Origin of the sequence: Micromonospora lutea (genome assembly GCF_016863535.1) — a bacterium.
Lineage (GTDB): Bacteria > Actinomycetota > Actinomycetes > Mycobacteriales > Micromonosporaceae > Micromonospora > Micromonospora lutea.
This window is the reverse complement of the sequence record NZ_BOPB01000026.1, coordinates 24,827-40,653: the sequence shown is the minus strand read 5'-3', so window position 1 is coordinate 40,653 and position 15,827 is coordinate 24,827. Positions and strand designations below refer to the sequence as shown.

The following is a 15,827-nucleotide window of genomic DNA, read 5'->3' as shown; positions in this document are numbered from 1 at the left end:
ACAGGAGCGTCGCCGCCAGGAGCGCGTCGAGAAGGCTGCCGAGTACTGCGTCGCGATACTCAACGACGGGTGGACCAGCGTCGTGTCCGAGCGCGCCGCCGAGTACGTGACCGAGGAAACCTGGCGGCAGTTGTTCAGCCGCCGGAGGCGTAGACGGTGCCGGCGTCTGGCGCAGATGGCGGCAACGATCCTGACCGGAAAGAAGCTGCTGCACGATTTGGTTGGCACCATCGCGGCCTGGCTTGCCGCTCTCCTCGGCGGTGACCGGATCGTGCAGGCGTTCGCCCGCCAACTCGCGTCGAACATCCCGCTGCCTCCGGACGCCAAGCTGGTCGCCACTGCGCGAGGTCTTCAGGTGACCGGGGTGCTGTTGTGCTTTGTCAACGGTGATGACCTGACCCGATGCCAGTGCTTCATCGACCTTGCCCTTGAGGAAGCCAAGACCCAGGTCAAGAAGCTCCTTCTCGCCGCCATGGAGGACTGGACTGCCCTGGCGCAGTTCCCGGTCAAGCCCTCGGTGCAGGGAACGTACGGAAGCACCGGCCGCTGAGAAGGGCCTGCGTGCGTCTTCGTCCTCAGTCGGCGGTGCCTCCCAGGTCTGACTCGATGCGGTGCCGGAGTTCCATCGCCCGGGGGTCAGGAAACCCGGCCAGTCGCTCGATCGCCTCGCCCCACCAACGGGGTGCCTCCTCGGGACGTCCAGCGGTGGTCAACGCTGCAGCGAGGTGATCCAGCGTCAGAGCGAGCTGCCAGTCGTCGCCGAGTTGTCGGTGCACGGCCGCCGCCCGCACATGGAAGGCGATCGCCTGGTCCGGCTGTCCCAGCTCCCGGTACGCCTCACCGGCACCGTCCAGCGCCATCGCCTCCCGGCTGCGGTCGCCCAACCGGCGCTGGATTGTCGCCGCGCGATGCACCGCCTCCAGCGCTTCGGCGGGCCGACTCAAGCCGCGCAGCACCCGTGCGTACTCGACCAGCCAGTGCGCCAGCCACACCGGGCTGCCGCTTTCTGCGATGGTGAGCGCCGCCTCGATCGCCGCGCGGGCGTCTTCGATGCGCCCGAGTTCGCGCAGGACCATGCTGAGGAAGAAGAGGGAGTTTCCCTCCTGCCCACGGTCGTCGATGTCATGCTGCACCGCCAGTGCCTGCCGCAGCAGCGTCACGGCGTCGGCGAGGTCACCCAACTCGTACCGGGTTTCCGCGAGATTGCTCAACAGCAGGGCTCGCCAACGCCGGTCGCCGCGCTCGGTGAAGATGTCGAGGCTCTCGCCGAACCAGGTCAGGGCGTCGGCGAGCCGGCGGTGCCGCAACGCCAGCAGTCCCAGGGCGTTGATCGACACCGCTGTGCCGTGCTCGTCGCCGATCTCCCGTCGGATCGCCAGCGCGGCCCGGTGGTGCTCCTCCGCCTCGGCCAACTGGCGGGCCTGGAAGTGGGCCTTGCCGAGGCTTTCCAGCGCCTCCGCTTCAGCACGCCGGTCCTGTAGGGACCGGGCGGCAGCGAGACCGGTCCGCGCGGTGGCGAACCACGCGTCGAAAGCGTTGCGGTGCATGAATACGCTCCGCAGCAGGACCGCCAGCTGCCAGGCGACCTGTGGCAGCTCGGCGTCCACAGCAGCATGGGTGGCGGCGACGAGATTGTCCTGCTCGGCGGTGAACCAGGCGTCAGCCTCCACTGCCGTGTCGAAGCTCAGCGGCGTGACGTCAGCCGGCGGGTCCAGCGGCACCGTCCGGTAGAACGGGAGGCTACGGCCCAGCGCCGCGTCGCACGTGTGCAGGTACCAGCTGAGCACGCGACCCAGCGCTGCCCGGCGACTCTGGTCACTTTCCAGATGTCTGACCTGGTCCACCGCGTACGCGCGCAGCAGGTCGTGCAACTGGTATCGCCCGGGTGCGCTCTGCTCCAGGAGGTGAGCTCTCACCAGGGCGTCGAGTGGCTGCCGGACGGCCGACATCGGCAGACCGGCGAGCGTGGCGGCGGCCGGTGCGCTGAAGTCCGGGCCGGGATGCAGACCGAGCAGCCGGAACAGCAGGGCGGCCGAGGTGTTCAGGGCTCGGTACGACCACGCGAAGACCGTCCGTACGGCGTCAGCCTCCTCGCCGTCGTCAGTGGTGAGGGCGTCCCACAGAGCCGACTCGTCGCGCAGGTCCTGGATCAATTCGGCCAGCGGCATGAACGGCCGGCTCGCCGCCCGCTCCGCGGCGATCCGCAGCGCCAGCGGCAGCCTCGCGCACAGACGGGCCAACTCGACCAGCTCGGCCGGATCGTCGTCGGCGCGGTACCCGGTTGTCACCTCGTGCAGCAACGTCACCGCGTCGCCCTCGGACAGCATGCGCAGCGTGAGGCGTCGCCCGCCGTCGCGGCTGACCAGACCGGAGAGCATGGTCCGGCTGGTGACGATCACCAGGCAGCTACTCGTACCCGGTAGCAGCGGGCGCACCTGGCGGACGGTGGCGGCGTTGTCCAGGACCACCAGGACGCGCCGGTCAGCGATCCTTGAGCGATACAGCGCCTCACGGTCCTCAGGATCGGCCGGGATGGCGGATGACGGTATGCCGAGCGCCCGCAGGAAGCGGTCGAGCACTTGCTCCGGCCGGCTGGGCTGACCCGGATCGTAGCCACGAAGGTTCGCGTAGAGCTGGCCGTCCGGAAAATGCTGGCGTACGGCGTGCGCCCAACGCAGCGCCAGTGCCGTCTTGCCCACGCCGGCGGTGCCGCAGATGACGACGAGGGCGGCCCGGACGGATTCATCGGCGAGCAGCCGGTCCAGTGAGTCCAGTTCTTTGACCCGGTTGACGAAGCCGCGTACGTCGCCGGGCAACTGTCGGGGCGGCGGGTGCGTGGGCGAGGGGTCGCCGGAGTGGAAGTGCACCCCGCCGTACACATCACGAGCCTGGACGAGATCGGCGGGCCCGGACAGCGTTGACCTGTTGACATGCTGCGGTCCTCGCTCGTCCGACGGTTGTCCGCCCAGTCCTCGTCCGGCCGGTCCTTGTGCGTCCGGTTCTTGTGCGTCCGCGCCCCGGTTGGTCATCGCTCAGTCCAGGCGTGGCGGCTCCAGCGGCGCCACCGCTCGCGCGAAGTACTCGTCGAGCGGCTCACCGTCGTTGTAGAGGGACTCGATGAAATCTTGGCAGCGCGCCACCACACGTGGGTTCCGCCACCGCCGAGCAGCTTCGAGTACTCCGTCGGCGTCGTAGATCGCCTCGTACATCACGTCGGTGCCGAGGGTGTAGATCTCCGGCAGCGCGCCCTCGGCCTCCGCGGCGACGACGCGGTCGGCCCCCACCACGCGGGTCAGGCCGCCGTATTCGTGGCGGAGCCGCAGCACATGCAGCTCCCATTGCAGGTACGGCGTCAGCGGCTGTTGCACCACCCGCACCCGTCGAGTGGCGAACCCGCCGTCGGCTATGCGCCGGTAGTAGTCCTCAAACTCAGAACGTCGGGCGTCGAGAATCCGCAGCGACTCGTCCCACCGGCCTGCGGCGAACGCCTGCCAGCTCTCGTCATTGGGCTCCTTGAACGTTTGTTGCCGTTCGAGCTTCCAAAAGCCGGGCGGGCCGGTCGTCCAGAATCGCTTGTCGAAGTCGGCCCAATAGGCGTTTAGGGGCAGCAACTCGCCTGGGTCTCCGTCGAGGAGGTCATGCATCAGGGATGTCCACCTTCGCGGCGAGCATGGTCGATCGGGGGATGATGATTAGCCGCTCGCCGGGGTCGACGGAGACCCCTTCTGGCAGGCGATCTCGGTAGCTGTCGGTGAGGTCCTGCCCGATCACCGCAACATCGCCGTTGCTCAACTCCCAGATGTCGGGACAACTGCCGTCCCCGGACGTGTTGCCCAGCTCGTGTGAAGACTTGCCCCAACGACGGCTGAGCTGGGCAGACGGATCCGCCTCCCACCGACGTCCGCTCACGGCGCCTCCTTTGAAGCTGTGCTGGTTTGGATACTCAGAGTAACATTCAGGGCCCTGAATTACGTTCGGTAATGTCTGACTTCGAGCATCACGGCGAACCGGGGAGTGCGGTATGGACGATCCACTCATGCTCGCGGCGGCGACCACACTTGTCACCTGGGTGACCACCAACCTCGCCGAGGGCGCCCGGTCCGCCGTGACCGGGCTGACTGAGTTCCTTCGGCACCGGTTCCGACGGGAGACCGCATCGCGGGAAACGGTCGAGGTCGCCCTACGGCAACCTACCCCTGACGCGGTCCATCGACTCGCAGCGCTCCTGCACCAGGAGGCCCGCCGTGACGCCACCTTCGGTGCCGAGTTCCGCGCACGCTTCGCAGAGGTCCAGGCCATCGTCGCGGACATCCATGGAGACGTGACGAACACGGTGTCCGGTGATGTCGGCGGGCCGGTTGTGCAGGCACGCGACGTCCACGGCGGCATCACCTTCGGTGGCCGCCCCACTTGAGGACAGGCACTCTCGGCTACGTTCATTGCTGAACCGCGAGCGTCTCGTCTGGCTGGTCGGACAGATGCGCCTGCTCGTAGAACCACTGCAGATGTTCCACGAGTGCCGTCGTGGTGGTGCTGTCGGCGAGGATCGAAAGTGGAAAGCCAGGGCGTAAAGCGAGCTTCGCTGCAGCGATGTTCACGTCCGGGAGCTGGTTGAGTCGTTGCCGGAACTGCTCGCGCAGCGCGACATCCCCGAAGGGGGGGCGGTTGGCCAAGTGCTGGAATACCACCTCGACCTTCCCGCTCGGATAGAGCGTCATCGGCCAGATATCGCCGTTCCGGTGGCCGCGCTCACGGGCCATGAGGAAGCAGGAGGTCTCCGCCGCACCGCCGTAAAGCAGCGTGCCGCCCAACTCGATCCAATGTTCAAGCAGCGTCAGCGTGGCCTCGACGACTGTCTTGTCCTGCAATAGGCTCAGTTGCTCAACGAAGCGGTCGGCAAGTGACTGCCCTTCACCGGGCCGCGGCCGGGGCATCCGTCGCGGCAGTTCATCGGGTGCCAACCCGACCAGCTGCGCCAGCTCGTCAAGGTCGATGCGCTGGGTCTGGTCAGCGCGACCGTGCTGGTCGAACATGACCCCTTCAGCCTGCAGTACCGCGACTGGGTCGTCCGTGCGTCCGTCTGGCCACCGGAAACCAGCGGCCATTGTTCCTTCGACCTGCAACACCCGGTGTGCGTTGGGTGCTGGCACGCTGCGCAGCCGGTTGCCGACAGGCTGCGGTGCGGTGCCGACCAGGGCGGCAAGGTCCCCGTAGGTCGTCCAGGACCCGGCCGGTAGAGCGGATAGCGCCTTATCCATCAGATCCCAGCGCACCTCGGACTGGTCGGTCGCCTGTCCGGTGGGACCTGGCCAGACGTTGATGATCCGTTCGGCGAGAGCGTCGGCGCGTGCATGGATCTGGGGTCGACCCCAACGTTCACAGGCGACTATGTCCTGGGTCAGGCGTACGCCGCTCTTAGCGAGTTCGACCCGCTTGACCGCGAACGGGCTGTTGCCCAGTTCCACGTTGTATCCGGTCAGAGTGAGATTGCCCAAGGTGTGCTTGAGTGCCTCGTGCACCTCGTTGACGTTCTCATGCGGTTCGAGGTCTGCGGCGAGCATCCGTTGCCACTCCGGCCCGATCTTCTGCGGCAGGACGTGTTCGATGGTCAGCTTCTCGGGCAGGACCGGTTCCTTGCTGCCGTACGACTGCTCCAACCAGCGCAGCACCAGCGTGCGCTGCGACGCGCGGCCGTTGGTGTAGAAAGGTAGCGATCGCACCGCGTGACGTACGTCGGCGTCAGTCGCGTAGTACTTGCGACCGGCCGACAGGTAGGAGTGCACCGCCTGGTCAACCGGCTGGCTCTTGTCCATCTCCGTGACGATCGAGAGCAGATTGCGATTGATGTTCGCGGTGGCCCTGCCGATCAGCAGTCGCCGGACGAGGAAGCTTTCCACGTACCGCATCGCCGACGCGACCTCTGCACTGGTCGCGGTGCCCAGGCTGCGACGGTCCAGCAGGTGCAGCAGGATCGGGTAGACGGTAGTGGTACCCCAGGCGTGTAGCCGTTGCAGTCGGAGCCTTACGTCCGGGTCCTGCTCCTTCTCGGGGCGCAGGATGAGTTCCAGCAGTGCGCCGAGGCGGGCGAACCTGCGGACCTCTGCCTCAATCTCGTCCTCCGTGCTGAGCCGGTCGAGCCGGGCCTGCTGTCGCGCGTACGTGTCGCCCTGAGTGATCCGTGGATCGGTGTGCACGAGATCCAGCCAGAACAGCACTTCCAACTCGGGCGAGCTGAGTCGCCGCTGCAACGGCAGCCAGTGCGCGTCGTAGACGGTCTTGCTGCGATTGGGCAGGCGCATGAACAGGTAATTGCGCAGCAGATCGGCCTGGGTGAGCTTGAGGCCGGTGTTGTTCAGCGACTCGAAGATCCGGTAGACGTTGTCGTCGGCGTGCGCGACTACCGAAACCACGGCCAGCCCGAAGATCACCGCGTCCTCCAGGCGCTGCACCTGCGCCTGGTCGGCTGGCTTGAGCCGGTCGCGGAAGTATTGGTAGGCGGCTCCGACGGCACCCCCGCCGATCTGCGCTGAAGAGTCCACACAGGCGAGATATGCGTCAAGGTCGGCCTGGGTGGGGACAAGCTTCAACCGGCGGTGCGGCGTCCATTTGTTGATCAGATATTGGTCGTTCAGCCGGTCGCGATGCTCGTCACCCTCGGTGGCGACCCGGTGATCACGGATCGCGCACAGCAGGATGGACAAGGTCGTTAACCGCTGCTGGCCGTCGACCACGAGGAAGTCGCCGACGCCGGCGGGGCCGTTGTTCGGGCTGGGTGCCAGCACCAGTGAGCCGATGAAGTGTGTCGTCTTGGGGTTCTCGGCTCGATCATCGGCGAGCCGGGCAATGTCCTCCCAGAGACGTTCCAGCTGATGGTCCTGCCAAGAATATGTGCGCTGGTAGAGAGGCACCTGGTACTGCTTCGCGCCTTCGAGTAGGCCCTGAAGGGTGGTCTCTGCCGCTGCGACCATCGGAAGCTGTCACCTCATCGCTTCGGTACGTGATCAAGATAAGTCACAAAGGGTAGTGCAGCACTCAACGCGGCGCTAAGAGGCGGCTGACCATGCCTGTCTGCCGGATCGGCCGAGGTCGTGCTCCCTCTGGATCGGTTTGCACGGTGCTCCGCGTGGCTTGCACTGTGAGCTGTCGTGAATCCGACTCGGCCGCTTCGTGGCTTGTCGGCCAGGTCAGGGCAGGTGGGGGGTGAAGTAGCATGCGCCGGGTGATCCGCTCATGAGACCGACGATCGCCGCTGACACCCTGCGCCGGAGCCTCACGCAGTACCTGACGACCACCTTCGGTTTGACCGAGGAAGGCGTACGCCAGGGCCTGGAGGGTTTCCTCTCCCACCCGGAGCAGGGCATCTTCCGTGGCCCGTACCTGCGGATCCGCACCCCCTTCCGGCCGGCGGCGGGAGACTGGCGGGCGTGCCTGGACTGGGCGCCGGCCGGCTTCACCCCCTACCTGCACCAGGCGAAGGCGTTCGCCCGGCTGTCGACCAAGGGGAAGGCGGCCGAGCCGACGCTGATCACCACCGGCACCGGCTCCGGCAAGACGGAGTCGTTCCTGATCCCGGTGCTCGACCACTGCCGGCGGCAGCGACAGCAGGAGAAGCCCGGGATCAAGGCGATCCTGCTGTACCCGATGAACGCCCTCGCCACCGACCAGACGTCCCGCATCAACGAGTTGCTCGCCGACCCGGCGCTGGCCGGGGTCACCGCCGGCCTCTACATCGGCGACGTCGCCGCCATCGAATACCCGCACGTGTTCACCAAGCGGTCGGAGATGCGCCGCACCCCGCCGGACATCCTGATCACCAACTACAAGATGCTGGACCTGCTGCTTCAGCGCGCCGACGACCTGCCGCTGTGGGAGAGCGCCGAGCCGGCGTACGTGGTGCTGGACGAGTTCCACACCTACGACGGCGCGCAGGGCACCGACGTGGCGATGCTGCTGCGCCGGCTCGCCGCCGCACTCGGCCTCACCGAGCCGGGACGCCCCTTGGGCCCGATCTGTCCGGTCGCCACCTCCGCCACCCTCGGTGAGGGCGGCGGCCGGGACGGCCGTACCGCCATCCGGGAGGTCGCCGAGCAGGTCTTCGGCGTCACCTTCGATGCCGCGTCGCTGGTGGGGGAGGACCGGTACGAGCCGGGCGAGTTCATCATCCGGCAGGACTTCAGCCTGCCGCTGCCCAGCCCGGAGCAACTCGCCGCCGTCGACGACCGGGACCCCGAGCGGATGATGGCCGAGGTCGCCGAGCTGGTGGTCGGCGAGCCCTGCCTGCACGACCCCACCCGGCTCGGTGAGCTGCTGCGCCAGCACCCGCTGACCAAGGCGGTGCTCGACTCGCTGCAGGCGCGACCGGGCACGCTCGGCGAGATCATCGACGTGCTGCCCCGTAAGAACGCCACCGGCTGGGGCAGCGCAATGAGATCCCGCCCCGAGATCACCGCGAAAGCGCTGGCCCGATTCGTCGGGCTGCTCTCCATGGCGCAGAACCCGGACGCTCCGGGTCGCCCGCTGCTCAACATCGAAACCCACCTCTGGGTACGCGCCGTCTCGCGGCTGCTGCGCGGCACCTCCCACCAGCCCGCCTTCGGCTGGTACGGCGAACCGCCCCGCGAGCTGGATCCGTACGCGCCCGACGCCGATGTGGTGGTGGCTGACAACCGCTACCCCCGGCTGCCCGCCGTCTACTGCCGGCACTGCGGTCGCTCCGGCTGGATGGCACTGTCGCCGGAGAAGGACCCGCAGGAGCTGGAGACCGACCCGGACAAGATCTACCGGGCCAGCGTCGGCCGGGACAAGCGCCGGGTCCGGGCGCTGATCGCCGCCACCGGGGACGAGATCCGCCAACGGCCGGCTGGGCTGCTGGTCCTGGAGTACGGCCGCCGGGTGCGCCCCTTCGACCCGCAGCGGGACACCGAACCGGGCGATGACACGTTCGTCGTGCTCGGTGACCTCTCCGCGATCGACGCGGCGGAAAAGGATCGCTGCCCCTCCTGCCAGATGGACCACGGCATCCGCTTCCTCGGCGCCGGCCTGGCCACCCTCGCCTCGGTGGCGATCACCCAGCTCTTCACCGGCGGCGAACTGGACGAACGCGAGAAGAAGACGCTGCTGTTCAACGACTCCGTGCAGGATGCCGCGCATCGCGCCGGGTTCGTCGCCAACCGGTCGTACGCCTTCTCGTTGCGCGCGCTGCTGGCTGACCAGCTTTCGCCCGGCGAGCCCGTCGGGCTGGACGACCTGGTCGCGAAGATGGTCAAGCAGGCGGCACAGCCGGAAATCCTCTCCACCGTCGTCCCACCGGACCTGCACGACCAGCCCGAGGTCGACAGCCTGCTCGCCGGTGAGCACAGCGGCAGCCGCGAGACCTGGTCGCTGATCAGCGAACGGCTCGTCTTCGCCACCGTGATGGAGACCGGGCTGCGTTCTCGTCAGGGTCGTACCCTGGAGCTGACCCGCAGCGTCGCCGTCGAGGTCGCCCTCGACGATCCCGCCACGGCCGCCGCGATCTGCCGGGACGTACACCTCACCGGTGCCGGCCAGCTCGGTGCCGCGCCACCGGACGCCGCCCGCTACCTCGCCTTCCTCCGCGGCCTGCTGGAACGGCTGCGGAGCCGGGGCGCGGTCTACCACGAGTGGCTGGTGCCGTACCTGAGGCGTGGCGGCACCCGGTGGCAGGTCTGGGGTGGCCGTCCGGCCGGCATGCCCGCCTTCCCGAAGGGCCTGTCCGCACCGGCGTTCCTCCTGGCGACGTCGAAGTCCCGCTCCGAGTTCGACGCGATCAACGCGCGCGGCAACTGGTACCAGGACTGGACCTCGCGGTGCCTCGGCCTGGACCCCGGCGACGCCGGCCCCTACCTGGCCCGCCTGCTGCCGGCCCTGGCCACCGCCGGCATCGTCGCCGCCGGTGACACCGAGGACGGCAACACGGTGTACGGGCTGATGCCCGGCCACCTGCGGGTCACCCGGCTCGACGACGGGCAGGCCGTACGCGCCGGAGTCGGCTGCGACACCTGCCACTGGCAGCAGACCGAACACCCAGAGCGCGTCGCCGACTGGATCGGTCAGCCCTGCCGGCAGTATCGCTGCCGGGGCCGGCTGCGGGCCGCTTACGACGACACCGCACCGGACGACTACTACCGCCGGCTCTACCTGGAGAGCTCCGTCTTCCGTGTCGTCACCGGCGAGCACACCGGCATGCTCACCCGAGCCCAGCGGGAAACCGTGGAGAAGCAGTTCCGTGAGGGCCAGCGCTACACCGACCCGAACGTGCTGTCCTGCACGCCCACCCTGGAGATGGGTATCGACATCGGGGCGCTCTCCGCGGTCGTGCTGGCGTCCCTCCCGCACGGGCCGGCCAACTACGTGCAGCGGGCCGGTCGCGCCGGCCGTCAGAGCGGCAACGCGTTCGTGCTCACCCTGGTCGGCCGCAGTGAGCGGGACCGCTACTACCTGACCGAGCCGCGGGACATGATCGCTGGGCAGATCGTGCCGCCCGGCTGTTTCCTCTCCGCCGTGGAGATCCTGCGCCGGCAGTACCTGGCGCACCTGATCGACCTGGCCGCCCGCGGGCGGCTGCCCGGTGTGCTGCCGATGCCCCGGAAGGCACACATCCTGTTCGGCCCGACCGGCTGGCTCATCCACCTCGCCGAGGCCGGTTGCCGTGACGGCGCCCGGCTGGTCGAGGAGTTCCTGGCGCTCTTCGGGGACAAGGTTTCACCGACCGCCGCCGACCAGCTGCGCGAGTTCGCGATCGACGGGATCACCCACCGGGTGAAGGAGGCCGACGAGGCCTGGGAGGAGCGGCTGGCCGACCTGCGACGCCGACTCCATGAGATCGACACCGCTCGTGGCACGCTCGTGCCGAGCGACCCGGACCACGCCCGCGAGATCAGGATGCTCAAGGCGGAGCAGGGCGCGGTCCGCCGCCGTCTGCGGGAGGTGAGCGCGGCTGCCGCGCACGGCACCCTGGTCGAGTTCGGGCTGCTGCCGAACTACGCGCTCATCGACAGCCGTACCGACCTGGAAGCCACCCTGACCTGGGAGGAGCAGACCGACGGTGACCGGCGGTTCCACAGCGAGCTGCGCGAGTACGCCCGCCCTGCCCGCCCGGCCCTGGTGGAGATCGCTCCCGGCAACAGTTACTACGTGCGTGGCTACCGGCACGAGATCTCCGGGCTCGACGTCGGCCCGCCCGACCGGCCCGCGTACGAACAGTGGCGGGTCTGCGCCCAGTGCGGTTACGTGCGCACCCACCTGGCCAAGGAGGACACCAGCGCCTGCCCGCGTTGCGCGGACCGCGGCATCGCCGACCACGGCCGGCTCTTCCAGGTGCTTGCGCCCACCCGGGTCTACAGCCGGGACAAGCGCGACGACGCCCGGATCCGCGACGACAGCGACGACCGGGACCGCCGCTTCTATGCCACCACGGTGGCCGTCGACATCGACCCGGCCAAGGTCGAGTCGTCCTGGCGGCACGCCCGCGACACCTTCGGCGTCGACTACAGCCGGCACGCCATGATCCGCCACTTCAACCTCGGTGCCCAGCGCTACGACCGGGCCGCCGAGCTCTTCGCCGGCGAGGAGGTGCGGATCAACAAGTTCCACACCTGCACCTCCTGCGGTGGCACCACCGTGGACGGTCTCCCGGCGGTCAGCCAACAGCTCGCCGCGCACGCCTCCGGTGCGACCGTCGTGCAGGGCGCGGAGCACCACCGGCCCTGGTGCCCGTACCGGCGCTCGGCGGCGGCACCCGACACCCACGTCGACCTGATCCTGGCCCACCAGCTGGAGACCGAGGCACTGCGCATCCTCATCCCGGCGGCGACCGCGATGGTGCAGGAGCGGCTGCTGTCCTTCGCCGCCGCGATCCGGCTCGGCATCGCGGCCCAGTACGGCGGTGAGCCCGCCCACCTGCAAGCCGTTTCCGCCACGATGCCCGACGGGCAGAGCGATGGGACCCGCAACTTCGTGGTCGTCTACGACACCCAACCGCAGGGCACCGGCTATCTCCATCGCTTGGCCAAGCCGGAGGAGTTCCGCGCCGTCCTGGAGCTGGCCCGGCAGCGCATCGCCGACTGCGACTGCCGGCACGAGGCGAAGCCGGTGTGCCACCGGTGCCTGCTGCGCTACGCCCGCAACGAGCACTTCGCGTTGATGAGCCGCGACGAGGCGCTCGGCATGCTCGACAAGCTCCTCGAGACCTGGGATGTCGAGGAGGGCACCCGTACCGACGAGATCTCGCTGATCCAGCAGGTGGAGAGCGAGTTGGAGCTGCAGTTCCTGACCAAGCTGCTCGCCCTCGGCGAGACGCCGGGCTCCGGGCTGCGTATCGACCGGCGGACGGATCACGACGGGGCCCGCATCGCCGACCTCAGATTCGTCCGCGACGGTGGCCGGCACGTCACGCACTGGCAGATGAAACTGCAGAACACCGTCAAGGGCACCCGTCCGGACGTGCACTTCACACGCCTCGACGGAACCTCGCCCGACGTGGCGGTCTACCTCGACGGCTTCAAGTACCACGCCTCGTCCCAGTACAACCGCCTCGCCGACGATGCGGAGAAGCGTGCGCGACTGCGCGCCCACGGCTATCTCGTCTTCGCCGCCACCTGGGACGACGTCAAGACCTGGAACGGCTCCGACGGGCGGTGGATGCCGTACGGCGGGCTGAGCAAGCAGACCGCCCGGGACAAGTTTCGCGCCCTGCTGCCCGGCGGGGACCCGGTGGAGCTGGAGGAGGCGATCTGGGTCAACCCCATCGACCAGCTCATGCGCTTCCTCGCCGACCCGGATCTCGCCCGCTGGCAGCGGCGGGCGGAGGCGACTCTGTGGGGCATGCTCAAGCAGGCCCGGGACAAGAGCACCACCGACTCCGCCGGGGTTCCGGAACGGGTGACCGCCGCCCTGCGCGGAGAGCCCCTACCCGCGCCGACAGCCGGGCACATCATGGTCGCCCGTGCCCACGACAACGCGGACTGCCCGGTGACGGTCGTGCTGGACGCGCGCACCAAGCCGCTGCCGACCATGTCGGCGCTCGCCGTTCTCGACGACCTGCCGGCCGCCGTGGCCGGCTTGGGGCACCGGGAGCGCTGGGCCGCCTGGCTGGCGTGGGGCAACGTCATCCAGTTCCTCGCCAACGGCGGCGGGGACGCCGGCCAGCTCGCGGTCTCCGCGGTCGATGCCTTCGAGCCGGCCTCGATGGCGGTCACCGAGGGCACCGGACTGGTGTCGACCCGCCGCTCGCTGCCGTTGGACGATGAGACGGCCACCTGGCTCGGTGTCGCGCCGCAGCCGACGCCGACCGAGGCGGCTTCGGTCGCCGACGAGTCGCCGTGGCGCGACGTCCTGCGGTACGTGGACCCGGACGAAGGCACTCTGGAAGCGCTCGTACAGCAGCTCGCTGGACAGAACCTGCCCACGCCGGTGGTCGGCTACGAGCTCGGCGACCAGGGTTGGCAGGCCGAGCTGGCCTGGCCCGAGCACCGGATCGCCATCGTGCTCACCGGGCCGTCCGGGGATCCGGAGATCGAGGACCGTGACCGGGCGTACGCCGAGGCGGGCTGGCACGCGCGGACCGCTCGGGAGTGGTCGGTCCAGGAGTTGGCAGCACAGCTGGTGCAGCCGAGTGGGGGAGTGAGCTGATGGGGACCGGAGCCACCCTGCGCATGCTGGACCGGGCCGACAAGGAGGTCATGAAGCTCAACCGTGCCGACATCGGCGCGGTCTACGAGTTCATGCACAAGTTCCGGCACAACCCGGAGAACCCGGGACTCAAACTCAAGTCGCTGAGCGGCGACTCCCGGCTGATGTCAGCGCGGGTGAACAGGGACTACCGGGCACTGCTCCTGCACATCGCCGAACGTGACTACCTGCTCGTCGCGGTCAAGCACCGGGGCGAGGTGTACGACGACCTGTCGCGGTACGCGTACCGGATCAACCGGGTCACCGGTGGCATCGAGGTCGTCGACCTGGCACCGATGGGGGACAGCATCGTCGGGCGGGTGGTGCCGCCGGACGTCGAGCCGGAGCCCGCGCAGAAGCCGCTCTTCGCGGCGTACACCGACGCGCAGCTGCTGGAACTGGGCGTCTCCGAGCCGCTGCTGCCGCAGATCCGCGAACTCACCACCGAGGTCGAGCTGCTCGAACTGCTCGACCGGGCACCGCAGCTCACCACCGACGTGCTCTTCGCGCTCTTCGACGGCACCCCCTACGACGAGGTGCTCAAGCAGGTCACCGATCCGGTGCGTGCCGAGGATCCGGTCGACCCGGAGGACTTCGAGGCGGCCGTGGAACGCCCGGCCACCCAGGTGACCTCGGACGACGAGGCGCTCCAAGCGGTCATCGCCGAGGCCTTCGAGCGGTGGCAGATCTTCCTGCACCCGACCCAGCGCAAGCTGGTCGAGAAGCCGTACAAGGGCCCTGCCCGGGTCGGTGGCGGACCCGGCACCGGCAAGACGATCGTCGCGCTGCACCGGGTTGCGCACCTCGCCCGGCAGTTGCCGTCCGGCACGGACAAACCCATCCTGCTCACCACCTTCAACCGCAACCTCGCCGCCGACCTGCGGACCCGGCTGCTGGCCCTCGGTGGCCAGGAACTGGTGGCCCGCGTCGACATCGTCAACATCGACCGGCTGGCCAGCCGGGTGGTGACCGAGGCGAAGGCGGGCGGCAGCCGGCGAGTCGTCGACGACAATCAGGTCCCCGACCTGTGGAGCGATTTCCTGGTCGAGACCGGTGAGTCCGGCTGGGACGCGGAGTTCCTCGCCGCCGAGTGGAACCAGGTGATTCTGGGCCAGGTGCTCAACTCACGGAACGAGTATTTCAAGGCACGGCGCCCCAACCGGGGTCGCAGCCTGACCCGGGTCGAGCGGGACCAGATCTGGCAGCTGACGGAACGCTTCACCACCTGGCTCGAAGCGCGAGGCGTCTGGACCTGGCGACAGGTCGCCCAGCGAGCAGCGCGCCTTGAGATGGACCGGGCCGCCGCCGGCGATGAATCCTCCGGAGGCTTCCACCGGCCGCGCTACCGGCACGTGGTGGTCGATGAGGCGCAGGACCTCAGCGCCGCCCACTGGAAGATGCTGCGGGCGATGGTCGCCCCCGGGCCGGACGACATGTTCCTCACCGGCGACACCCACCAGCGCATCTATGACAACCATGTCACGCTGGGCAGCCTCGGCATCAACATCCGGGGCCGCTCGTCCAGACTCACCCTGAGCTACCGCACGACCCGGCAGATCCTGGCCGACGCCCTGCAGATCATGACCGGTGAGGTGTACGACGACCTGGACGGCGGCGAGGAGGACCTGGCCGGTTACCGCTCGCTGCTGAGGGGCGCCCGGCCGGTGTTCCGGGGCGCGCCGACGTGGTCGCAGGAGCGGGATCTGATCGCTGAGCAACTGCGGGCGTGGGACGATCCGACCGACGGCACGGTGGCGATCTGTGTACCGACACGGGAACTGGCGGCGGATGTGATCAGCCGGTTGGAGGCCGACGGACTGCCTGCCGTTGAGATCGGCCCCGACGGCCCGAAGCAGCCCGACGGCGTCCATGTCGGCACCATGCACCGGTTCAAGGGTCTCGAATACCAGCGCATGATCATCGCGGGGGTCAGCGACGGTCTCGTGCCCCGGCAAATGATCAATCGGTACCGGGACACCGATCCGAAGCGTTACCAGCGTGAGCGCCAGCGGGACAGGTCCCTCTTGTTCGTCGCCGCCACCCGCCCCCGAGACGAACTGGCGGTGTTCTGGCACGGCACGCCGAGCCCATTCCTCACCAGCCGACTCGTCCAGCGATAGCGACCCTTCGCACCGATC

The 15,827-nt window shown here is 68.8% G+C and carries 8 protein-coding genes; 4 read left to right on the top strand and 4 right to left on the bottom strand.

Annotation, left to right across the window (positions count from 1 at the left end; all coding sequences use genetic code 11):
- Positions 1 to 82: 82 nt before the first annotated feature.
- Entirely contained in the window at positions 83 to 550 is a 468-nt protein-coding gene (locus Vlu01_RS21135; RefSeq protein ID WP_204002303.1) for a hypothetical protein, read from the top strand.
- A 25-nt stretch (positions 551 to 575) separates the two neighbouring features.
- Here Vlu01_RS21135 and Vlu01_RS21130 read toward each other — a convergent pair whose 3' ends face one another.
- From Vlu01_RS21130 to Vlu01_RS21120, 3 genes are all read right to left on the bottom strand, one after another.
- Positions 576 to 2,879 carry an ATP-binding protein gene (locus tag Vlu01_RS21130; protein WP_204002300.1) on the bottom strand — a complete coding sequence of 768 codons (2,304 nt, stop codon included), beginning with the start codon at positions 2,877 to 2,879 and terminating at the stop codon, positions 576 to 578.
- A 153-nt stretch (positions 2,880 to 3,032) separates the two neighbouring features.
- Complete coding sequence (locus Vlu01_RS21125) at positions 3,033 to 3,644, bottom strand: DUF6879 family protein (protein WP_204002297.1); 612 nt, start codon at positions 3,642 to 3,644, stop codon at positions 3,033 to 3,035.
- Positions 3,637 to 3,909, bottom strand: a complete 273-nt coding sequence (locus Vlu01_RS21120) for a hypothetical protein (protein WP_204002293.1) — start codon at positions 3,907 to 3,909, stop codon at positions 3,637 to 3,639. Before Vlu01_RS21120 ends, Vlu01_RS21125 begins: the two co-directional genes overlap by 8 nt.
- A gap of 112 nt (positions 3,910 to 4,021) precedes the next feature.
- Between Vlu01_RS21120 and Vlu01_RS21115 the strand changes: the two genes are divergently transcribed.
- Positions 4,022 to 4,414: a hypothetical protein gene (locus Vlu01_RS21115; protein WP_204002291.1), complete on the top strand. Its 393-nt coding sequence runs from the start codon at positions 4,022 to 4,024 to the stop codon at positions 4,412 to 4,414.
- A gap of 22 nt (positions 4,415 to 4,436) precedes the next feature.
- On the opposite strand, the gene Vlu01_RS21110 is transcribed toward Vlu01_RS21115, so the two are convergent.
- Entirely contained in the window at positions 4,437 to 6,968 is a 2,532-nt protein-coding gene (locus Vlu01_RS21110; protein ID WP_204002289.1) for a GmrSD restriction endonuclease domain-containing protein, read from the bottom strand.
- Positions 6,969 to 7,230: 262 nt separating this feature from the next.
- On the opposite strand from Vlu01_RS21110, the gene Vlu01_RS21105 reads away from it, so the two are divergent.
- Together Vlu01_RS21105 and Vlu01_RS21100 are read left to right on the top strand one after the other, a co-directional pair.
- Positions 7,231 to 13,650 carry a DEAD/DEAH box helicase gene (locus Vlu01_RS21105; protein ID WP_204002288.1) on the top strand — a complete coding sequence of 2,140 codons (6,420 nt, stop codon included), beginning with the start codon at positions 7,231 to 7,233 and terminating at the stop codon, positions 13,648 to 13,650.
- Entirely contained in the window at positions 13,650 to 15,809 is a 2,160-nt protein-coding gene (locus tag Vlu01_RS21100) for a UvrD-helicase domain-containing protein (protein WP_204002287.1), read from the top strand. Before Vlu01_RS21105 ends, Vlu01_RS21100 begins: the two co-directional genes overlap by 1 nt.
- Positions 15,810 to 15,827: the final 18 nt, after the last annotated feature.